Here is a 19,803-nt window from a genome sequence, read left to right as displayed (position 1 = left end):
GGGCTCTCCATGAAGACAATTTGTGGCGAATCGGAATAGCGTGAGTTTGTCTCATGTTGCAAGGCGTGTCGACCATGACCACTGGGCACTCTTCATCAAACTGTCATGGAACTGTGGCAGCGCGCTTGAACAAACTTCATCAGACTCGCGCTCTACTGGGGTTCTGCGTTTCGGTGTTTTTCATGCGCGTGTTGCTTTTACTGGCCGCTCTTCTGTTCGGCCTGCCGTCTTTTGCGGCTTCTCGATGTGATGTCAATGTCCCGACCCAAACGGTCGACCTGGCCCAGGTGAGCATCGCCTACCAGAGTATCGGCCGTGCTTCGGACCCTGCCTTGCTGCTGGTGATGGGCCTGGGTGGGCAGTTGATCCACTGGCCGGACGAAGTGGTGGTGGCGCTGTGCGAACAGGGCTTTCGGGTGATCCGCTATGACAATCGCGACGTTGGCCTGTCCAGTTGGCGCCAGGCGCCTGCCAGCGCCAACCTGACCTTCGAAGTGCTGCGTTACAAGCTTGGGCTGCCGGTGTCGGCGCCCTACACGCTGACCGATATGGCCGACGACGCCCTGGGCTTGATGGACGCGTTGCAGGTGCGCCAATTCCACGTATTGGGCGCCAGTATGGGCGGCATGATCGCCCAGCACTTGGCGGCCATGGCGCCACAGCGGGTAGAGAGCCTTACCTTGATCATGACCAGCTCCGGCGCCGAAGGCCTGCCAGCGCCCAGTGCGGCGCTGGTGCAACTGTTGTCGCGACGCAGCGCACCCAATCGCGAAGTGGCGTTGGAGCAACAAGCCGACCTGCTGGCCGCGCTGGGCAGCCCGAATGTGAAGGATGATCGCCAGGCGCTGTTGCACCAGGCGGCGCTGTCCTACGACCGCGCCTTTAACCCGGACGGCGTAAAGCGCCAGATCATGGCGATCCTCGCCGAGCCGAGCCGCGTGCCACTGCTCAACCAACTGCGGGTGCCGACCCTGGTGGTGCACGGCACCGCCGACCCGCTGTTGCCGGTGATGCACGGCGTGCACCTGGCGGCGCATATCCAGGGCAGTGAGTTGAAGCTGATTCCGGGCATGGCCCATCGTTTCCAGGAAGCGTTCAAGGCGCCGCTGTTGACGGCGGTGCTGCCGTACCTGCAAGCCCATCGCGAAGACGCCGCGCACTGGGCGCAGATTGACCTGGGCGAGCCTTCGAAGGTGCTGTGACATTGGTGTATCGTGCAACCTTTGCGACACATTTATGCCTGCGAGGTTGCCCGCCATGAGTACTCCCCTGAAAATCGATTTCGTCAGCGACGTGTCCTGCCCCTGGTGCATCATCGGCCTGCGCGGCCTCACCGACGCCCTCGACCAACTCGGCGCCGAGGTGCAGGCCGAGATCCATTTCCAGCCATTCGAACTGAACCCGAATATGCCCGCCGAAGGGCAAAACATCGTCGAACACATCACCGAAAAATACGGCTCCAGCGCCGAAGAGTCCCAGGCCAACCGTGCGCGCATCCGCGACATGGGGGCCGAGTTGGGCTTTGCCTTTCGCACCGATGGCCAGAGCCGTATCTACAACACCTTTGATGCTCATCGCCTATTGCATTGGGCCGGGTTGGAAGGCTTGCAGTACAACCTCAAGGAAGCGCTGTTCAAGGCGTATTTCACCGATGGCCAGGACCCTTCCGACCACGCGACCTTGGCGATCATCGCCGAGAGCGTTGGGCTGGACTTGAAGCGTGCGGCTGAGATTCTTGCTTCGGATGAATACGCCGCTGAGGTGCGTGAACAGGAGCAGTTGTGGGTGTCCCGTGGTGTGACGTCGGTGCCGACCATTGTGTTCAACGACCAGTACGCCGTGAGCGGTGGCCAGCCGGCTGAAGCGTTTGTGGGGGCGATTCGGCAGATTATCAAAGATGCCCAATCCTAAGGCCGATCACAGTTAAAAATGTGGGAGCGGGCTTGCTCGCGAAGGCGGTGTGTCAGTTGAAATATCTGTGACTGACACACCGCATTCGCGAGCAAGCCCGCTCCCACATGGGTTTCTCATTGGTCTTGAGATAGGTGCTGGCCCAGCCTTTGCATTGACCCCCTAAAGCCTTAGGGGGAACACTGCCTTGAACATCCTTGACCTCGACCACAGCCTCACCCGCCAGGCACCGATCGCCCGGCGTTTGGCCAGCGGCCGGGCCACGCGCCTCGACCTGCTGGACCTGGGCCCGAAGCTGCGCCTGTGGTCCACTGAAAAAACCTGGAAGTCCTTCGCCGAGCGCCTGGCCCAACGGCCCCGACCCGTGGATGCGCGACCAGAGATCCTGTTTGTCGGCTCCGGTGACTACCACCACCTCACGCCAGCCTTTCTTGCCGACCTCAAAGAGCCCATCAGCCTGATCCACTTCGACAACCACCCCGACTGGGTGCGGTTTGCGCCCAAGCGTCACTGTGGTTCGTGGGTCAACCGTGCGCTGAACATGCCGGCGATCAAACGCATCGTCACCCTCGGCCCGTGCAGCGACGACCTGCACAACCCGCAACTGCGCGGCGGCAACCTGGGGGCGCTCAAGCGCGGGCATTTGCAGCTGTTTCCCTGGCAACATCCGCCGTCGAAAGTCTGGGGCAGGGTAGGGGATGGCGCCGGTCACCGGCAGCAGGAAAACCACCTGCATTGGCGCAATCTGGCGGAGTTGGACTGGGCGGGGTTTCTCGACCAGATGATCGCCAGTCTGCCCACCGAGGCGATCTGGATCACCATCGACAAGGACGTACTCGCCAGCGAAGACGCGGCCACCAATTGGGACCAGGGCGGCATGCGCCTGAGCCATTTGCTCCAGGCCCTGCGGGCGTTGGCGGCGGGTAAACGCATCATCGGCATCGACGTGTGCGGCGAGTTTGCAACGCCTGCGTTCAGCAATGCGTTCAAGCGCTGGGAGGCCAAGTCCGATCAGCCGCCGCCTGAGCGCTGGAGCGCGGAAGATTTGCAGCGCAATGCCGCCACCAATGAAGCCCTGATCGACCTGTTTGAGGAGCTGTTCCCGTGACCCTGACTGTGGTGCTGCTGGTGGCCTTTTCCATCGTGCTCGATGTGATCGGCCAGTTGTGTTTCAAGCTTGGCCTGGACCGTTTGCCGGAGCTCGAAGGTGGCTTTCGCCTGAATGCGTTCTGGGGCCAGGTGTTCAATGCGCCTCTGCTGTGGGCGGGCATTGGCGCCTATGTGATTGAGTTCTTTGTGTGGCTCGAAGCCTTGTCCCGCGCGCCGCTGAGCCTGTTGTTCCCGGCGGCGGCGCTGGCGTATTGCGGGGTGGTGCTGGCGGGCAAGGTGGTGCTGGGCGAGACCGTCAGCCGCCGCCGTTGGGCGGGCACGCTGGTGATTACGTTGGGGGTGATGTTAGTGGCGATTGCGGGGAGTCAGGCATGAGTACGCAAGGGTGGCTGCATGGGCGCCTGGGCACCGTGGTGCTGTGGGCCTTGTTGATCTGCACCGAAAGCGCTGGCCAGTTGTTTACCAAGGTGGCCGGGGATCAATTGGGGCAGATGGATTTCAACTGGCAATGGTTGGGTGATGTGGCGCGCAACCCCGGCATCCTGGCGGCGATTGCCAGCTACATCGGCGCGTTTTTCGTGTGGATGCTGATCCTGCGACGCAGCAGTTTGTCCCTGGCGTTTCCGCTGAGTTCGCTGGTGTTTGTGGTGGTGCTGCTCGGTTCGTGGCTGGGGCTGGGGGAACATATCAGCCCGCTGCACTGGGTGGGAGTGGCGGTGATTATTGGTGGGATTGCGCTGTTGGCAGAGGGCGAAGAAAACTGATTCAAACCCTGAAATGCAATCCAAATGTGGGAGCGGGCTTGCTCGCGAATGCGGTGGTTCAGTCAAATATGTATTGACTGACACTCCGCATTCGCGAGCAAGCCCGCTCCCACATTTTGATCCAGTTGAATCAGTCGAATTTGTAGCTGATGGCTGTCTGCACTTGGCCTTGGTTCACATCGCCAGTTTCCTTGACGATGCTGCTATTGGCCGCCGAACCCACCAGGTGCACCCAGCTGGCACTGGTCAGCAACGACCAGTTAGGCGCCAGCGGAAACTCGAAGCTTTGCGTCAGCGTGAGGTTCTGGAAACCCGCGCTGGCGTTATAGGGCTTAAAGCCCGAGGCCGCAGACTCATTGGCGTCTACGCCGAAATAGGTCTGGGTCTGGCGCGCGTCGGCAAAGTTCGCTGCCAGGCCGCTGCTGCCGATGATGCCGCCCCCCAGCGGGTACCCGAGTTCACCGCCGACCTTACCCAGCGCGCCGCTCTGCGAATGCCCGCCGCCAACGGCCTGGCCCACCCGCGCATACACGCGCCAAAAGTCGGCCGGGGCGTACTGGATGAAACCGCCGGCTTCGGCCATGTCCGACACATTGCGCAGCCCTTGCAGCGAGCCATTGGAAGTGCGCCCCTGGAGGTAATTGAGGTACGGGCCAGCGGTAAACCCATTGGTGTTCAGCGCGCTCCAGGTCAGGCCGTCATCGGTACTCAGGCTGACAGCGCCCCAGTCCAGGTCCACATAGGGCACGGGACGCGTTTCGTAGCGGCTGCCGGTCGGGTCATGGGGTTGATAGCTGACGCCCGCGCCGACTTCACCGGTGATCGGGTCTGCCTGCACGGTGCTGCAATAGCCCCACAGCCCAAGCAAACCGGCGAGTACAGCAGAAGTGACGTTGCGCATGGAGCGGTTTCCTTCTCGGGACATTCGCGCATGAACGCGCGAAGGGCTTGCCTCATGCAAGCACTCATCTTGTTTGTAGCAAGCTACAAAAATTGTAGCTCCCACGACACATAGGCGCCCGCAAGCCCAGCCCCGTTGGGCATTCGCCACTTGGCACAGTCCCTGCTCTACCCCTGGTGCAAGCGCATACAGCGCGCTCCTCCAAGGTAAACAACGATGATCCACTGGCATATCGTGTGTGACTTCGACGGGACCATTACCCCCACCGATGTCATCGACAACGTCCTCCAACGCTTCGCCGGCCCCGAGTGGGAAACCATCGAACAGGAATGGCTGGATGGGCATATCGGTTCGCGCGAATGCCTGAGCCGCCAACTGGCGCTGATCAAGGCCACCCCCGCTGAGCTGCTGGCGTACTTCGACAGCGTCGAGATCGACCCGGACTTCCCGGACTTTGTCGATCACGTCATGGGCCTGGGCGCCACGCTCGAAGTGGTCAGCGACGGCATCGAGCAGGGCATCGCGCGGATCCTGTCGCGCAACTACGTGACGTTGCTGCCGATCCTCGCCAACCGCCTGCGCCAGGTCGACCAGAACAGCTGGCGCATCGACTTCCCGTATTCCAGTGACGCCTGCCGCGCCGCCTCCGGCAACTGCAAATGCAAATCCACCCCGCGCAGCAAGCGCGTGCTGGTGATCGGCGACGGCAAGTCCGACATGTGCGTCGCCTCCACCGCCGACTTTGTGTTCGCCAAAGGCAGCCTCGCCGACTACTGCGTGGCCCACCAGATTCCCCATGCGCGCTTCGACACCTTCGCCCAAGTGCCTGCGCTGCTGGCCCAACTGCCCCAAGGCATTGCCGCCAACGCCACCTCCTTTACTGCTGCCGACAACCAGGAACTCTTCCACCATGTCTGATATCCGCATCGCCACTGCCGAAGACCAGATCCTTCTGGATAAAGAAGCCAAGTACTGCTCCTACGGCGATACCGTTCACTACATCGAGCCGCCGCGCATTTTCAGCCGTTGCGAAGGCTCCTACGTGTGGGACACCGAAGACCAGGCCTACCTCGACCTGCAAATGTGGTACTCGGCGGTCAACTTCGGCTACGCCAACCCGCGCCTGAACAATGCGCTGAAACAACAGATCGACACCCTGCCGCAAATCGCCAGCCAGTACCTGCACAAAGGCAAGATCGAGCTGTCGGAAATGATCGCCGTGGACGCCAAGAAGAAGTTCGGCCTCGACGGTCGTGTGCACTTCAACGTCGGCGGCTCGCAGTCCATCGAAGACTCCTTGAAGGTGGTGCGTAACGCCACCAACGGCAAGAGCCTGATGTTCGCCTTCGAAGGGGGTTACCACGGCCGCACCCTCGGCGCGTCGTCGATCACCTCCAGCTACCGCTACCGTCGCCGCTACGGCCACTTTGGCGAGCGTGCGCAGTTCATCCCGTTCCCGTATCACTTCCGCGGCCCTAAAGGCATGACCAAGGAAGAGTACGGCAGCCATTGCGTGCAGCAATTCGCCCGCCTGTTCGAGACCGAGTACAACGGTGTGTGGGACCCGAAAGTCGGCTCCAGCGAATACGCCGCGTTTTACGTCGAGCCGATCCAGGGCACCGGTGGTTACGTGATCCCGCCGATGAACTTCTACCGCGAGCTCAAGCATGTGCTGGACCAGCACGGCATCCTGATGGTGTCCGACGAAATCCAGATGGGCTTTTATCGCACCGGCAAACTGTGGTCCATCGAGCACTTCGACGTGCAGCCGGATGTGATTGTGTTTGGCAAGGCACTGACCAATGGCTTGAACCCACTGGGCGGTATCTGGGCCCGTGAAGAGCTGATCAACCCGAAGATCTTCCCGCCAGGTTCCACCCACTCCACTTTTGCCTCCAACCCGTTGGGTACGGCGGTCGGTCTGGAGATGTTCAAGATGACCAACGAAGTCGATTACGGCGCGATGGTCATGGCTAAGGGCAAATACTTCCTCGAAGGCCTGCAAGACCTGCAGAAGCGCTTCCCGATCATTGGCGATGTCGATGGCCTGGGCCTGGCGCTGCGCTGCGAAATCTGCGGCCCGGATGGCTTCACCCCAGACAAGGCGACCCTGGATTACATGGTCGAAGAAGGCATGAAAGGCGACATGATCGTCGACGGCCAGAAACTCGGCCTGATCCTCGATGTGGGTGGTTACTACAAAAACGTGATCACCCTGGCCCCGTCCCTGGAAATCAGCTACCCGGAAATCGACCTGGGCCTGAAGTTGCTGGAGCAACTGCTGGTACGGGCAACCAAACGGTGAATAACATCGGGATCGACCTCGGTGAAGGTACTGCCGGCTTCGTTCTCGGTGAAGGTCCGGTCGGGATCCTGTTGATCCACGGCCTGACCGGCACCCCGACGGAATTGCGCCAGGTCGCCAAGGGCTTGGCCAAGGCGGGCAACTGCACGGTGTATGTGCCGACCCTGGCCGGGCACTGCGGCGACAACAGCGACCTGCAGGCCACCGGCTGGCTGGACTGGTACGAAGGCGTGCGTAGGACCTTCGTGCAGATCAAGCAGCGGCATGCCCAGGTGTTTGTCGGCGGCTTGTCCATGGGCGCGGTGATGTCGATGTACCTGGCCTCGGAACATCCGGGCCAGGTCGCCGGGTTGTTGATGTATTCCACCACGCTCAAGTACGACGGCTGGAGCATCAACAAAATGGCGTTCATCACGCCGCTGCTGATCCGCATTCCTTTTGGCGTGCGGCTGTTTCGGTTTACCGAGAAACCGCCCTACGGCATCAAGAACGAACGCTTGCGTGCCATCGTTGAGCGGCAAATGAAAGAGGGCGAAAGCAGCGAAGCGGGCCTGTTGACGATGGAAGGCGTGACCGTGCGTGAGTTGCACTGGATGAACGCGGTGGTCAAGAAACGCATGCCGTCGATCAACGTCCCGGCGTTGGTGCTGCACTCCCTCGAAGACGACATCACCAGCCGCTGGAACGCCGATTACGTGGAACGCCACCTCGGTGGGCCAGTGACCAAGATCCTGTTGGACAACTGCTACCACATGATCACCGTCGACCTGCAATACCGGCGGGTGATCGAGTTGAGTGTTGAGTTCGTCAAACAACATGCTCCGTCTTACTGTCCGGCGCAGGTCGATGTTGGTTTGCATGCGATGGCGGTCTGACGGCCAACCGAAATTGTCCGCCGAGCTCAGTTTAAATGTGGGAGCGGGCTTGCTCGCGAATGCGGTGTATCAGTCAACACATTCATTGGCTGAACCACCGCATTCGCGAGCAAGCCCGCTCCCACATTTGATCGGCGATCGTCATAGAAGGACGGGAAATACGTGATCACGACGCAAGCCTTCCCCACCATCCGGGCCATCCAGCGCAGTGCCTGGAATGACTGCTTTCCCGGTGCCCTGGAGGACTGGGACTACTACGTCGCCGTGGAAAACGCCGCTATCGCGGGTTTCCAGTGGCGTTACCTGGCGGTCTTTGAACACGGAACGTTGGTGGCCGTGGCTGCCGCGTTTATCACCCATTACCGCCTTGACACCACGGTGTCGGGCGCCGGTAAACGCTTGACCGAACGCGTGGAGCGGCTGTGGCCGGGGCTGTTGCAACTGGGGCTGTACGCCATCGGCTCGCCGGTGGCCGAGCGTTGCGATGCCGGGTTTGCCAGCGGCGTGCCGCAAGCGCGCCGCCCGTTGTTGCTCAAGCATGTGCTCGCTGCCGCACGCCAGGATGCCGACGACTTTGACATCGGCCTGCTGGCGGTCAAGGACGCACCGAGCAACGACCTGCATTGGGCCGCCAGCTGCCGTGACGCTGGCTTCCAAAGCATGCCAAGCCTGCCCACGGGCGTGCTGCCGCTGCCTTACGGTTCGGTGGACGCCTACTTGGGTTCGCTGGGCAAGTCCACCCGCAAGGACCTGCGCCGCAAGTTGCGTGCGCCAGGGCCGCGAGTGGAGTGGCGGCGCACTATCGACGACGTGCTGCCCGACATCATGCGCCTGTATGAGGCCACGCTGGCCCGCGCCGAGTTGCAATTCGAACGCCTGCCTGCCGGTTATTTCACCGGTGTGCTCGAACGCCTTGGAACACGTGCCGTGTGTGTTCTTTACTGGGTGGACGAACAACTGGTGGCGTTCAACCTGGTGCTGGTGGACGAACATCGCTTGGTGGACAAGTTTTTCGGCCACGACGTGGCGTTCACTCGCGACTACAACCTGTACTTTCGCAGTTGGCTGACCAATGTCGACTACTGTATTGAACACAATATTGCGCTGTACGAGTGCGGGCAGGCCGGCTATGCCAGTAAGCTGCGCCTGGGCTGTGAGTTCCTGGGTAACCGTGTGTTTTTCCGCCACCGCAACCGGCTGGTCAACGGCCTGCTCACCCTTGTAAAACTGTTTATTCGACCGGATCGTTCCGACCCTGCCATGGCTGCTGCGATAAGCGAAACCTGATGATCACCAAGACCCGCCAAAAAGCCCGCCCGTTTGCCATTTCGCGTTGGAGCGTCCAGCGCAAGCTGGTGCTGGCGTTCTGGTTGGTCAGCGTGATTCCCACCATGATCGCCGCAGAGTTGGCAGCGACCACGCTGTCGCAGATTTTCGACAGCAACGTGCGTATCTGGCTGCAGGAGTCGACCAAGATCGTCAAGGACGAGATCGGCGACATCCTTCACGACAACGCGCGCATGGCCAAGTTGTTCCTGCGCTACACCAGCCCGCCTTCCAGCAAGCAAGCGACCCGGCACGACCGCCTGACCGCCGATATTGCCGACGCCACCGACATCGACGTGGTGGCGCTGATCCGCACCAGCGATCACAAAACCGTGTTCAGCACCGCCTCCGAAGACATCGTCAGCCAGATCAGCCTCACCAGCAATGCTGTGTTGCAGACGGTGCAGGTTGCCGGTGTGAGTACCGGTATCGTGGTCTCGACCTTTGAAACCAACCAGGACGGCGTGGATTACCTGTTGCTGGTGGCCACCTACCTGGACAGCAGTTTTCTCACCAGCGTGGCCGATGTGCACTCCCTGGACCTGCGCCTGTACCTGGCCAACCCCGAGGGCTTCTCGGAAATCTTCTCGACCCAGCGCTTCGAGGATCACCCCTCGCGCATCCCCAAGACCATCGAAACCTTGATGCGCAGCACCAAGCAGCCCAGCGAGCAGTTCACCAACAACTACAGCGGGTTGTACTGGCCGATCTTCAACGATGCCGGCGATCTGCAGGGCGTGATTTTCAGCGGCCTGTTGCGCCATACCAGCCTGGTGGGGCTGGTAAACCAGAGCAATCTGTTCGTGTTGATCTTCCTGCTCAGCTCGGCGTTGTCGCTGGCGGCCGGGGTGCTGGTGTCGCGGCGCCTGACCAAGCCGCTGCGGGACCTGTCCCAAGGCGTGAGCGCGGTGATCTCGGGCAATTACGAGCATCGCGTGCAGGTCAGTGGCGGCGACGAGCTGGCGCAATTGAGCAGCACCTTCAACCATATGACCGAGCGTCTCGGGGAGCTGCATCACCTGGAGGCCCAACTGCGTCGCCGCGACCGCTTGCACGCGCTGGGCGAAGTCGCCATGGGCCTGGCCCACGAGATCCGCAACCCGCTGGGCATTATCAAGACCGCCACCCAGCTGCTGCACCGCCGCGCTGACCTGGCGCAAACCGACAAGCGCCACCTGGAATATGTGATCAGTGAAGTCAGCCGCATCAATGAGCTGATTACCGAGTTCCTGGATTTCGCCAAGCCCAACCCGCCGCTGCGTGTGTTGCAGGCGGCGCGCCCGTTGGTGGACGAAATCCTCGGCTTCTGCGCGCCGGAACTGGCCACCCATAACATTGATGCCCACATCGATGACCAGGCCCCCGGCGCCATGATCTATGCCGATGCCAAGCAGCTCAAGCAGGCCTGCCTCAACCTGATCCTCAATGCCATTGACGCGATGCCCGAAGGCGGGCGTCTGACCTTGGGCATTCGCAACGTGGGCGACAATACCCTGATCAGCATTGCCGACACCGGCCAGGGCATCCCGGCTGAGATGATCGAGCGTATCTTCACCCCGTTCGTCACCACCAAGGCCTCGGGCACCGGGTTGGGCCTGGCCAAAGTCTATTCGATCCTGGAAAGTCACGACGGCCGCATCGAATGCACCAGCGAGAAAGATGCCGGCGCCACGTTCAGCCTGTACATTCCGGCCAGTGGCGAAGACGACGAGGACACTCATGACGCATAACATTCTGGTGGTCGACGACGAACCCAAGCTCTGCGACCTGCTGGCCTCGGCCCTGGGCCAGAACCACGTGCAGGTGTTTGTCGCCGGCAACGGCCTGCACGCCCTCAAGGTGCTGGAGCAGGAAGACATCGACCTGGTGATCAGCGACTGGCGCATGCCCGGCATGGACGGCCCGGCGCTGCTGGCCGAGATCAAAGTGCGCTACCCCCATGTACCGGTGATAGTGATGACCGCCTACAGCACGGTGAAAAACGCCGTGCAGTCGATGCGCAACGGCGCCTACGACTACATCGCCAAGCCGTTCGATATCGACGAACTGGACATCACCGTGGCCAAGGCCCTGCAGTTTCGCGACATCCTGCGCGACAACGCGCGCATGCGTGCCGAGCTGGATGAGCATGCGCAGTTCGACAGCCTGGTGGGCGACAGCCCGGCGTTTCGCAAAGTGCTGCAAGCAGTGGACTCGGTGCGCGACAGCAGCGCGACCATCCTGCTCACCGGCGAAAGCGGCACCGGCAAGGAAATGGTCGCCCGCGCCATCCACAAACACGGCAGCCGTGCCGACAAACCTTTTGTGGCCGTGAACTGCGCAGCCATCCCCGAAGGTTTGCTGGAAAGCGAAATGTTCGGCCACCGCAAAGGCGCGTTCACCGGTGCTGTGGCTGACCGGGTAGGGCGCTTTCAGCAGGCTGACAAGGGCACGTTGTTTCTCGATGAAGTGGGCGATATGCCGTTGGCGTTGCAGGCCAAGATCCTGCGCGCCTTGCAGGAACGGGTGATCGAACCGGTAGGCGACCCCCGCGAGCGCAAAGTGGATGTGCGGGTGATCGCCGCCACCAACAAGAACCTGCTGGACGCGGTGGCCAACAAGGAGTTTCGCGAAGACTTGTATTACCGCCTCAATGTATTTCCCATCCCGCTGCCGGCCCTGCGCGAGCGCGTGGAAGACATCGCCCCACTGGCCCGGCACTTTGCCCAGACCCTCAGCGCCACCGCTGGCAAGCGCATCACCGGTTTCAGCGCCGAGGCGTTGCAGGCCATGGCGGCGTATCACTGGCCGGGCAATATCCGCGAACTGCAAAACTGTGTGGAGCGGGCGACTATCGTGGCGGCGTCAGCGGTGATCGAGGATATCGATCTGCCGGGTTATCTGTTTGCCTCCAAGTCGAGCCAGGGCGGTGTCACGGCAATCCTCAGCGACGGGCCGGGCATTCCCCAAGACCTGGATGCGGCGCTGGCAGAGGTAGAGAAGGCTTATATTCTGGCGGCGTTGCAGGAGAGCAATGGGGTGCAGGCTGCGGCGGCACAGAAGATTGGGATTTCCGAGAGGAGCTTCTGGTATCGCCTCAAGAAGCTGGGCATTCAGGTCGACAAAATAGTCCGCTGACACAACTCGGTCAAAAATGTGGGAGGGGGCTTGCTCCCGATAGCAGTGGGTCAGTTAAAGATAAGGTGACTGACCCACCGCTATCGGGAGCAAGCCCCCTCCCACAGTTTTAACCGAGTTGGGTCAGACGTACCCAGATGCTGACCAGAATGGTCGCGGCTATCAACCACGCCACTGCTGCTACTGCCAGCGATGCCTCCAGCCGCATCCGATCCACCATCACATACAACGTCGCCAAATACACAAAGTACGGAATGATCGACCACATCCCAAACAGGATGGTGGTCTTCAAGTCCTCCACCGAGCGGCCCTTGCCGACGATGTAATGGGCGATCAAGGCAAATGTTGGAAACAGCGGCACCAAGCCTGCGATGTAATAGTTTTTGGTCTTGGCCAGCGCCGCCAATATCAACACGACCGCCGCGCCCAGGGCGGCCTTCAAAAAAAGATCCATCAGTGGCTCAGTCCGTATTTTTTGACTTTATCGAACAGGGTGGTCTTGGCCATCCCCAGTTCCTGACTGGCTTGGGTCAGGTTGCCGCCGCTGCGTTGCAGGGCGTCATTGAGCAGGTTGCGCTCGAAGGCTTCCACCGCTTCGGTAAAGGCCAGGCCCTGGTTGCCGCTGCTGGCCCCGCTTTTCTTGAAGGCGGGCAGGCCAAGGGCGAAGCGTTCGGCGACGTTGCGCAGTTCGCGCACATTGCCTGGCCAGTCGTGGCTCATCAGGTTCGACAGGGTCTGGTTGTCCAGCTCTGGCACACTGCGATCAAAGCGTAGCGACGACTGCTGCAGGAAGTGTTCGAACAACTGCAGGATGTCTTCACGGCGCTCGCGCAGGGGCGGCAGTTCCAGGGTGACCACGTTGAGGCGGTAGTAGAGGTCGCTGCGGAACTGGTTGGCGCGGCTCAGTTCGTCGAGGTCGGACTTGGTGGCGGCGATCACCCGGCAATCGACCGCCACGCTTTGGTTCGAACCCAGGCGTTCCAGGGTACGTTCCTGCAACACCCGCAGCAGCTTGATCTGCAGGTTGATCGGCATGCTTTCCACTTCATCGAGGAACAGCGTGCCTTCGTGGGCATGTTCGATCTTGCCGATACGACGTTTGCCGGCGCCGGTAAAGGCGTTGGCTTCGTGGCCGAAAATCTCACTTTCGAACAAGTTCTCTGGCAAGCCGCCGCAGTTCAGGGCGACAAATTGGTGGCTGTGGCGGCGGCTGAAATCATGCAGGCAACGGGCAACCAGTTCCTTGCCGGTGCCGGTCTCGCCTTCGATCAGCACGTTGGCCGAGGTATCGGCGACGTTGGCGATCAATTCGCGCAAGTTCTGCATCGCGGGCGAGCGGCCGATGATGCGGCCTTCCAGCGAGTCGCGCTCGGCCAGTTGGCGGCGCAGTGACCAGACTTCCCGCGCCAGCCCGCGTTGTTCCAAGGCGCGGCGGGCTACGTCCACCAAGCGTTCGGGGGAGAAGGGCTTCTCCATGAAGTCGTAGGCGCCGTTGCGCATTGCGCCCACCGCCATGGAAATATCGCCGTGCCCGGTGATCAACACTACCGGCAGGCTCTTGTCCAAGGCCTTGAGGCGGGTGAGCAATTCCAGGCCATCGATACCCGGCAGGCGGATATCACTGATGACAATGCCCGCGAAGTTCTCGCCGATGCGCTTGAGCGCCTCTTCGGCACTGCCCACGCCGACGCTGGGAATATCTTCCAAGGCCAAGGCTTGCTGGCAGCCCAGCAGCACGTGGGGATCGTCTTCGACAATCAGGACGGTGAGGTCTTTTGGGTCAGTATTCATGTCGACTCAGCTTTTTGAGCGCCCGCCAGCGGCAGGCATAGGACAAAGGCAGTACCACCACTGGCCGGATGCTCCACGGCCAGGTTGCCGCCGGTGGCCGCCGCGAGGCTGGCGGACAGCGTCAGCCCCAGGCCCAGGCCTTGCTCGCCGGGTTTGGTGGTGAAGAAAGGTTCGAATAAATGCTTGCGCGTCTCGGGGTCGATGCCATGGCCGTTGTCGCGCACCAACAAGCGGTATTTACCGTCGCTGCTGGCGCCTTCCAGCCACAGCTCTGGGGCCGGTTGGGCTTGCATGGCATCCAGGGCGTTGCCGATCAGGTTGACCAGGATCTGCTCCAAGCGCGTCTGGTCGATCTGCAATTGGGCGGGGGCAAAGTCGCGGTGCAGGGTCAGCGGCAGGCTGTCCAGGCGAGCGCCGAGCACTTGGAACGCTGCGTCCACAGCTTTGGCGAGGCTGGCTTCGCCCTGGTCGTCACCGCGCCGGGCAAAGGAGCGCAGGCTGGCGGTAATGCGGCCCATGCGGTCGATCAGTTCGTTGATGGTCTTGAGGTTGGCGCTGGCGGTGTCCAAGGCGCCGCGTTCAAGGAAGCGCACGGTATTGCCGGACAAGGTGCGCAGTGCTGCCAGGGGTTGGTTCAATTCATGGGCGATGCTGGTGGACATCTGGCCGATGGCCGCCAGTTTGCCGGCTTGTACCAATTCATCCTGGGCGCGGCGCAGGGTTTCTTCGGCCTGGCGGCGTTCGCGGATCTGTCCCTTGAGACGTTCGTTGCTGGCGCGCAGGTCGGCGGTGCGGTCGGCAATCCGACGCTCCAGCTGGCTGTTCGCTTCCTGTAAAGCTTCCCGCGCGGCGAGGCGGGTGGCGATGACCTTGCGGCGCTCGTTCCAGGCGATCAGCAGGAATGCCACCAGGCCGAAGGCGACGGCCACCAGGATGCCCTGGTTGATCGCGGCACGGCGCAGGTCATTGAGCGGCGTGAGCAGGGTGAAATTCCACGGCGTGTCGTTGAGCGGCCGGGTTTGCGCCAGGTAGCTGACCTCGTGCTCGTCGTTGACCACTTCGCTGTTGGCCGGGAAGGTGAGTTTTTCGGTGCCTTCGTTGAGGCGCTCGCGGGCCAGGGGTTCCAGCTCGTTGAGCGTGGCCCAGTAATATTGCAGGCTGTGGGCCAGGCGGTCCTTGGTGTCATCGCTTAGCGGCCGCACGGCCTTGAGGCGGCGGGCCGGGTCGCTGGAAAGGATGATGATGCCGTTCTCGTCGCTCACAAAGGCTTCGAGGCGGGCGCGTTGCCAGCGTTCTTCGAGGGCTTCGAGGCGCACCTTGACCACGGCCACGCCGATGATCTTGCCGTGTTCTTCCAGGCCATGGGCCAGGTAGTAGCCGGGTTCGCCGTTGGTGCTGCCGATGCCGTAGAAACGGCCGGGTTGGCCACGCACGGCATTCTGGAAATAGGCACGGAAGGACAGGTCTTCACCCTGGTAACTGTCGGCATCGCGCCAGTTACTGGTGGCCAGCACGCGCCCGGTGGTGTCCATCACGTAGATAGCCCGGCTGCGACTGCGTCGGTTCAGGCCTTCGAGGTAGTCGTTGACGGCCTTGCGGGTTTCCTGGTTCGGGTCGGCCAGCAGGGTCGATACGCTGGTTTCCAGTTCCAGCAGGCTAGGCAGGTAGGTGTACTTGCTCAGTTCGCTTTCGACGGTGCGGGCATGCAGTTCCAACTGGCGTTCGCCGGTGTCGCTGAGGGTGCGGATGCCGTAGTACTCACTGACCCAGAAGCCAATAAAACCCAGGCCGACCATCAGGGCGATGATCAACGGCGGCAGGAACAGTTGGCGAATCAGACGAGGCTTCACGGCAAGTGATGGCGGTGCGGCGCGATAGGGGTTGGGGTCGCATTTCATCACAGATGCCTTGGGTCAGCTACCAATGCGAATACAGGGCTTTTTGACTGAGAGCACTGAGTGTGGCGAGGGAGCTTGCTCCCGCTGGGCTGCGTAGCAGCCCTAAAACTGACGAACGCAATTTTTCATCGAAAAAATGCGCTACAGGTTTTGGGGCCGCTTCGCGCCCCAGCGGGAGCAAGCTCCCTCGCCACAGGCAAGCCGCTCAGCACTGCCTGTATTCACCGTACTTAGTGCTGCAGGATTTTCTCAAGGAAGTGCTGCGCGCGTTCGGAGCGGGCGCTGATGTCGCCGAAGAACTCTTCTTTCGGGCAGTCTTCGATGATCTTGCCGGCGTCCATGAAGATCACGCGGTCGGCCACTTTGCGGGCAAAGCCCATTTCGTGGGTCACGCACATCATGGTCATGCCTTCCTGGGCCAGTTGCACCATCACGTCCAGTACCTCGTTGACCATTTCCGGGTCGAGGGCGGAGGTGGGTTCGTCGAACAGCATGACGATTGGGTCCATGGCCAATGCGCGGGCAATCGCCACACGTTGCTGCTGGCCGCCGGACAGTTGGCCCGGGTGCTTGTGGGCATGGGCCGACAAACCGACGCGCTCGAGCAGTTGCAGGCCTTTCTTGGTGGCCTCTTCCTTGCTGCGGCCCAGCACCTTGATCTGCGCGATGGTCAGGTTTTCGGTGATGGTCAGGTGCGGGAACAGTTCGAAGTGCTGGAACACCATGCCCACGCGCGAGCGCAGTTTCGGCAGGTTGGTCTTCGGGTCGGCGATGGAGGTGCCGTCGACTACGATGTCGCCCTTCTGGAACGGTTCCAGCGCGTTGACGCACTTGATCAAGGTGGATTTGCCCGAGCCGGACGGCCCGCACACCACGATCACTTCGCCTTTTTTGACATCAGTGCTGCAATCGGTCAGCACCTGGAAGTCGCCATACCACTTGTTGATGTTCTTGATAGAGATCATACGGCAAACCTTTTTTGCAGACGCTTGACCAGCAGCGAGGCGGAAAAGCTGATGATGAAGTAGACGACACCGGCGAAGATCAGGAACTCGTTGGAGCGGCCGATGATGTCGCCGTTGGAGCGGGCGGAGTTAAGGAAGTCCACCAGGCCCACGGTGTAGACCAGAGAGGTGTCCTGGAACAGGATGATCGACTGTTGCAGCAGCAACGGGGTCATCTTGCGGAACGCCTGGGGCAGGATGATCAGGCGCATGGTCTGGCCATAGGTCATGCCCATCGCTTGCGCTGCGCCCATCTGGCCCTTGGGGATCGACTGCACGCCGGCCCGCACGATTTCGCAGAAGTACGCGGCTTCGAACATCATGAAGGCCACGACACAGGACGTGAACGCACCGATTGGGGTGTCTTCGCCGGTGATCCAGCGCAGCACGAACGGCACCGCCAGGTAGAACCAGGTGATCACCAGCAGCAGTGGGATCGAGCGGAAGTAGTTCACGTAGGCGCCGGCCAGGCGCGACAACAGCTTGCTGGACGACAGGCGCATCAGCGCGAGCACGGTGCCCAGCGCGATGCCGCCGACCACGCCCATGACCATCAACTGCAAGGTCATGACCATGCCGTTCCACAGGCCTGGGATAGCGGGGATGATACCGCTGAAATCGAGTTCCATTATTTACCCCCCACGGAGATCAGGCCGGGCACTGCGACTTTCTTCTCGACCAGGCGCATGAGCAGCATCAGGCTCATGTTCAGGGTGAAGTAGATCAGCGTGGCCAGGGTGAAGGCTTCAAACAGGTTGGCCGAGAATTCGGCGGTCTGCTTGGTTTGCGCCAGCAGTTCCATCAGGCCGATCAAGGACGCCACGGAGGAGTTCTTGAACACGTTGAGGAATTCCGAGGTGAGCGGCGGAATGATGATCCGGTAGGCCTGGGGCAGCAGCACGTTCCAGTAGATCTGCGGCAGCTTGAAGCCCATGGCGCGCGCGGCGGATTCCTGGCCGCGTGGCAGCGCCTGGATACCGGTACGTACTTGCTCACAGACACGGGCGGCGGTGAACAGGCCCAGGCACACGACAACGCTCAGGTAGGCCGAGGTGGTCGGGTTGAGGTCTTGTTTGTACCAGTCCTGCAGGTTTTGCGGCAGCAGGTCGGGGATCAGGAAGTACCAGATGAACAGCTGCACCAGCAGCGGCACGTTACGAAACAGTTCCACGTAGCAGGTCGCGATGCCCGATACGATGCGGTTTGGCACCGTGCGCATGACCCCCAGAATGGAGCCCAGCAGCAAGGCGATGATCCACGCCACGACAGCGATGGCGATGGTCCAGCCCAAGCCGGCTATGTACCAGTCGAGATAAGTCTCGCTGCCCACGCCGGTGGACTTGAAGAACACGCCCCAGTCCCAGTTGTAATTCATTAGGGTCTCCCCTCGAAGTCGATCAATGTACAAGCACCCGCTTGGGGAAAATCCATTCCCGCCCGGCGGTGAACGCCAGGCACACAAGATCGGCTCGAAAACCGCCAGGTCGAGTGTTCCAAATCAAAGCCAGCAGGTAATAACAGACGCCTGAGGGAGGGTTGGCTCCCTCAGGAGATAAGCTTAGTCAGGTATCAGATTTTTACGTCAGGCGCCGGCTTGTCGCTCGGGTTGGCGATCAGATCCTTCACCTTGTCGCTCATCGGGAAGTTCAGGTTCAGGCCTTTTGGTGGAATCGGGCTTTCGAACCACTTGCTGTAGATCTTGTTGATCTCGCCGGACTTGTACAGGCCAACGATGGCGTCATCGACAGCCTTCTTGAAGGCTGGGTCGTCTTTACGCACCATGCAGGCGTAGGCTTCGAAGGACTGTGGAGTACCGGTGATGACCCAGTCGTCCGGCTTCTTGGCCTTGGCTTCTTCGCCGGCCAGCAGGGCGTCGTCCATCATGAACGCGACGGCGCGGCCGCTTTCCAGCATCTGGAAGGATTCGCCGTGGTCTTTGGCAGAGATGACGTTCATGCCCATCTGCTTGTCGGCGTTCATCGCCTTGATGATGCGCTCGGACGTGGTGCCAGCGGTGGTCACGACGTTCTTGCCTTTGAGGTCGGCGAAGTCAGTGAAGGAGGGCTTGCCTTCCTTGTCTTTCTTGACCAGCAGACGGGTGCCGATTTCGAAAATGTTGACGGTGAAATCAACTTGCTGGGCGCGTTCGGCGTTGTTGGTGGTTGAGCCGCACTCGAGGTCCGCGGTGCCGTTCTGGATGAGCGGGATACGGGTTTGCGAGGTGACCAGGTTGTACTTGACCTTGAGGTCGGGCTTGTTCAGGTCTTTTTTCAGGGCTTCAACCACAGCCAACTGAACATCGTGGGAGTAGCCCACAGGTTTGCCCGAACCGTCCGCGATGTAGGAAAACGGAATGGAGCTGTCGCGGTGCGCGAGAGTGATGGTGCCGGAGTCGTTGATCTTCTTCAGCGTGCCGGTGAGTTCGGCGGCGAAAACTGGAGTGCTGATCAGAGCAGCAGCGATAGCTGCGCCCAGAATATGGGGAACGATGCGCATCAATACTTCCTCGACATTTGTTTTTTTTATGAAGCCGGCTAAACGGCTCTCTTGTACAGCGAATGCCCGTAACGGCTCCTGAGGCGTCCCAGGCAATCGTTCAGGAGTGTAGAGCATGAGTCGTGCCAGACCAGAAATAAAAGGTTAACTATATGATTTATATGGATATTAACTTTATGTTTCGAAGAGATTTTCAACAAGTGGTCCGGCAAACCGAATAGGGCTGGGTGTCGCGTTCGGAAAACCGAATGAAAATACGGCCACAAAAAAGCCCCTGAACCTTTCGATTCAGAGGCTTTTGTAGG

Annotated in this window: 19 protein-coding genes; 11 read left to right on the top strand and 8 right to left on the bottom strand. The window is 60.9% G+C overall.

The window, feature by feature from the left end; all coding sequences use genetic code 11:
* The first annotated feature begins 182 nt into the window (after positions 1–182).
* The 5 genes from ACLD1Y_RS14445 to ACLD1Y_RS14425 all read left to right on the top strand — a co-directional run bounded on the left by ACLD1Y_RS14445 (position 183) and on the right by ACLD1Y_RS14425 (position 3,785).
* The gene (locus ACLD1Y_RS14445; RefSeq protein WP_429478579.1) at positions 183–1,202 is read left to right on the top strand and encodes an alpha/beta fold hydrolase; all 1,020 of its coding nucleotides are present in this window, start codon (positions 183–185) and stop codon (positions 1,200–1,202) included.
* Between the two features lie 55 nt (positions 1,203–1,257).
* The gene (locus ACLD1Y_RS14440) at positions 1,258–1,911 is read left to right on the top strand and encodes a DsbA family oxidoreductase (RefSeq protein ID WP_429478578.1); all 654 of its coding nucleotides are present in this window, start codon (positions 1,258–1,260) and stop codon (positions 1,909–1,911) included.
* Between the two features lie 187 nt (positions 1,912–2,098).
* Positions 2,099–3,019: an arginase gene (locus ACLD1Y_RS14435; protein WP_429478577.1), complete on the top strand. Its 921-nt coding sequence runs from the start codon at positions 2,099–2,101 to the stop codon at positions 3,017–3,019.
* Complete coding sequence (locus ACLD1Y_RS14430; RefSeq protein WP_429478576.1) at positions 3,016–3,396, top strand: transporter; 381 nt, start codon at positions 3,016–3,018, stop codon at positions 3,394–3,396. The genes ACLD1Y_RS14435 and ACLD1Y_RS14430 overlap by 4 nt, the downstream gene beginning before the upstream one ends.
* On the top strand, positions 3,393–3,785 hold the full coding sequence (locus tag ACLD1Y_RS14425) for an EamA family transporter (protein ID WP_135310552.1): 393 nt from the start codon (positions 3,393–3,395) through the stop codon (positions 3,783–3,785). The genes ACLD1Y_RS14430 and ACLD1Y_RS14425 overlap by 4 nt, the downstream gene beginning before the upstream one ends.
* 130 nt (positions 3,786–3,915) lie before the next feature.
* Here ACLD1Y_RS14425 and ACLD1Y_RS14420 read toward each other — a convergent pair whose 3' ends face one another.
* Positions 3,916–4,686: a MipA/OmpV family protein gene (locus tag ACLD1Y_RS14420; protein ID WP_429478575.1), complete on the bottom strand. Its 771-nt coding sequence runs from the start codon at positions 4,684–4,686 to the stop codon at positions 3,916–3,918.
* 216 nt (positions 4,687–4,902) lie between these two features.
* Here ACLD1Y_RS14420 and ACLD1Y_RS14415 point away from each other — a divergent pair, with 216 nt between their 5' ends.
* From ACLD1Y_RS14415 to ACLD1Y_RS14390, 6 genes are all read left to right on the top strand, one after another.
* Positions 4,903–5,604, top strand: coding sequence for an MtnX-like HAD-IB family phosphatase (locus ACLD1Y_RS14415; RefSeq protein WP_429478574.1), 702 nt, complete (start codon positions 4,903–4,905; stop codon positions 5,602–5,604).
* On the top strand, positions 5,597–6,991 hold the full coding sequence (locus tag ACLD1Y_RS14410) for an aspartate aminotransferase family protein (protein WP_192297331.1): 1,395 nt from the start codon (positions 5,597–5,599) through the stop codon (positions 6,989–6,991). The genes ACLD1Y_RS14415 and ACLD1Y_RS14410 overlap by 8 nt, the downstream gene beginning before the upstream one ends.
* Positions 6,988–7,866 carry an alpha/beta hydrolase gene (locus tag ACLD1Y_RS14405; protein WP_429478573.1) on the top strand — a complete coding sequence of 293 codons (879 nt, stop codon included), beginning with the start codon at positions 6,988–6,990 and terminating at the stop codon, positions 7,864–7,866. Before ACLD1Y_RS14410 ends, ACLD1Y_RS14405 begins: the two co-directional genes overlap by 4 nt.
* 162 nt (positions 7,867–8,028) lie before the next feature.
* Positions 8,029–9,153: a GNAT family N-acetyltransferase gene (locus ACLD1Y_RS14400; protein ID WP_429478572.1), complete on the top strand. Its 1,125-nt coding sequence runs from the start codon at positions 8,029–8,031 to the stop codon at positions 9,151–9,153.
* A complete protein-coding gene (locus ACLD1Y_RS14395; protein WP_429478571.1) occupies positions 9,153–10,922 on the top strand; it encodes an ATP-binding protein in 1,770 nt (589 codons plus the stop codon). Before ACLD1Y_RS14400 ends, ACLD1Y_RS14395 begins: the two co-directional genes overlap by 1 nt.
* On the top strand, positions 10,912–12,309 hold the full coding sequence (locus ACLD1Y_RS14390) for a sigma-54-dependent transcriptional regulator (protein ID WP_429478570.1): 1,398 nt from the start codon (positions 10,912–10,914) through the stop codon (positions 12,307–12,309). Before ACLD1Y_RS14395 ends, ACLD1Y_RS14390 begins: the two co-directional genes overlap by 11 nt.
* 109 nt (positions 12,310–12,418) lie before the next feature.
* On the opposite strand, the gene ACLD1Y_RS14385 is transcribed toward ACLD1Y_RS14390, so the two are convergent.
* The 7 genes from ACLD1Y_RS14385 to ACLD1Y_RS14355 form a co-directional block, all read right to left on the bottom strand.
* Positions 12,419–12,763 (bottom strand): GlpM family protein, encoded by a 345-nt coding sequence (locus ACLD1Y_RS14385; protein WP_429478569.1) that lies wholly within the window; start codon positions 12,761–12,763, stop codon positions 12,419–12,421.
* The gene (locus tag ACLD1Y_RS14380; protein ID WP_429478568.1) at positions 12,763–14,100 is read right to left on the bottom strand and encodes a sigma-54-dependent transcriptional regulator; all 1,338 of its coding nucleotides are present in this window, start codon (positions 14,098–14,100) and stop codon (positions 12,763–12,765) included. The genes ACLD1Y_RS14385 and ACLD1Y_RS14380 overlap by 1 nt, the downstream gene beginning before the upstream one ends.
* Positions 14,097–15,998: a sensor histidine kinase gene (locus ACLD1Y_RS14375; RefSeq protein WP_429478567.1), complete on the bottom strand. Its 1,902-nt coding sequence runs from the start codon at positions 15,996–15,998 to the stop codon at positions 14,097–14,099. The genes ACLD1Y_RS14380 and ACLD1Y_RS14375 overlap by 4 nt, the downstream gene beginning before the upstream one ends.
* A gap of 230 nt (positions 15,999–16,228) precedes the next feature.
* A complete protein-coding gene (locus tag ACLD1Y_RS14370) occupies positions 16,229–16,963 on the bottom strand; it encodes an amino acid ABC transporter ATP-binding protein (protein ID WP_017526340.1) in 735 nt (244 codons plus the stop codon).
* Entirely contained in the window at positions 16,960–17,631 is a 672-nt protein-coding gene (locus ACLD1Y_RS14365; protein WP_124526122.1) for an amino acid ABC transporter permease, read from the bottom strand. Before ACLD1Y_RS14365 ends, ACLD1Y_RS14370 begins: the two co-directional genes overlap by 4 nt.
* Positions 17,631–18,377 (bottom strand): amino acid ABC transporter permease, encoded by a 747-nt coding sequence (locus ACLD1Y_RS14360; protein WP_065906793.1) that lies wholly within the window; start codon positions 18,375–18,377, stop codon positions 17,631–17,633. The genes ACLD1Y_RS14365 and ACLD1Y_RS14360 overlap by 1 nt, the downstream gene beginning before the upstream one ends.
* Before the next feature lie 194 nt (positions 18,378–18,571).
* Complete coding sequence (locus ACLD1Y_RS14355) at positions 18,572–19,498, bottom strand: glutamate/aspartate ABC transporter substrate-binding protein (RefSeq protein ID WP_429478566.1); 927 nt, start codon at positions 19,496–19,498, stop codon at positions 18,572–18,574.
* Between the last annotated feature and the right edge of the window lie 305 nt (positions 19,499–19,803).

Source organism: Pseudomonas sp. 18175, from assembly GCF_050432925.1.
Lineage (GTDB): Bacteria > Pseudomonadota > Gammaproteobacteria > Pseudomonadales > Pseudomonadaceae > Aquipseudomonas.
Note: the sequence above shows the minus strand (reverse complement) of the source record. Positions and strands in the feature narration are given on the sequence as shown.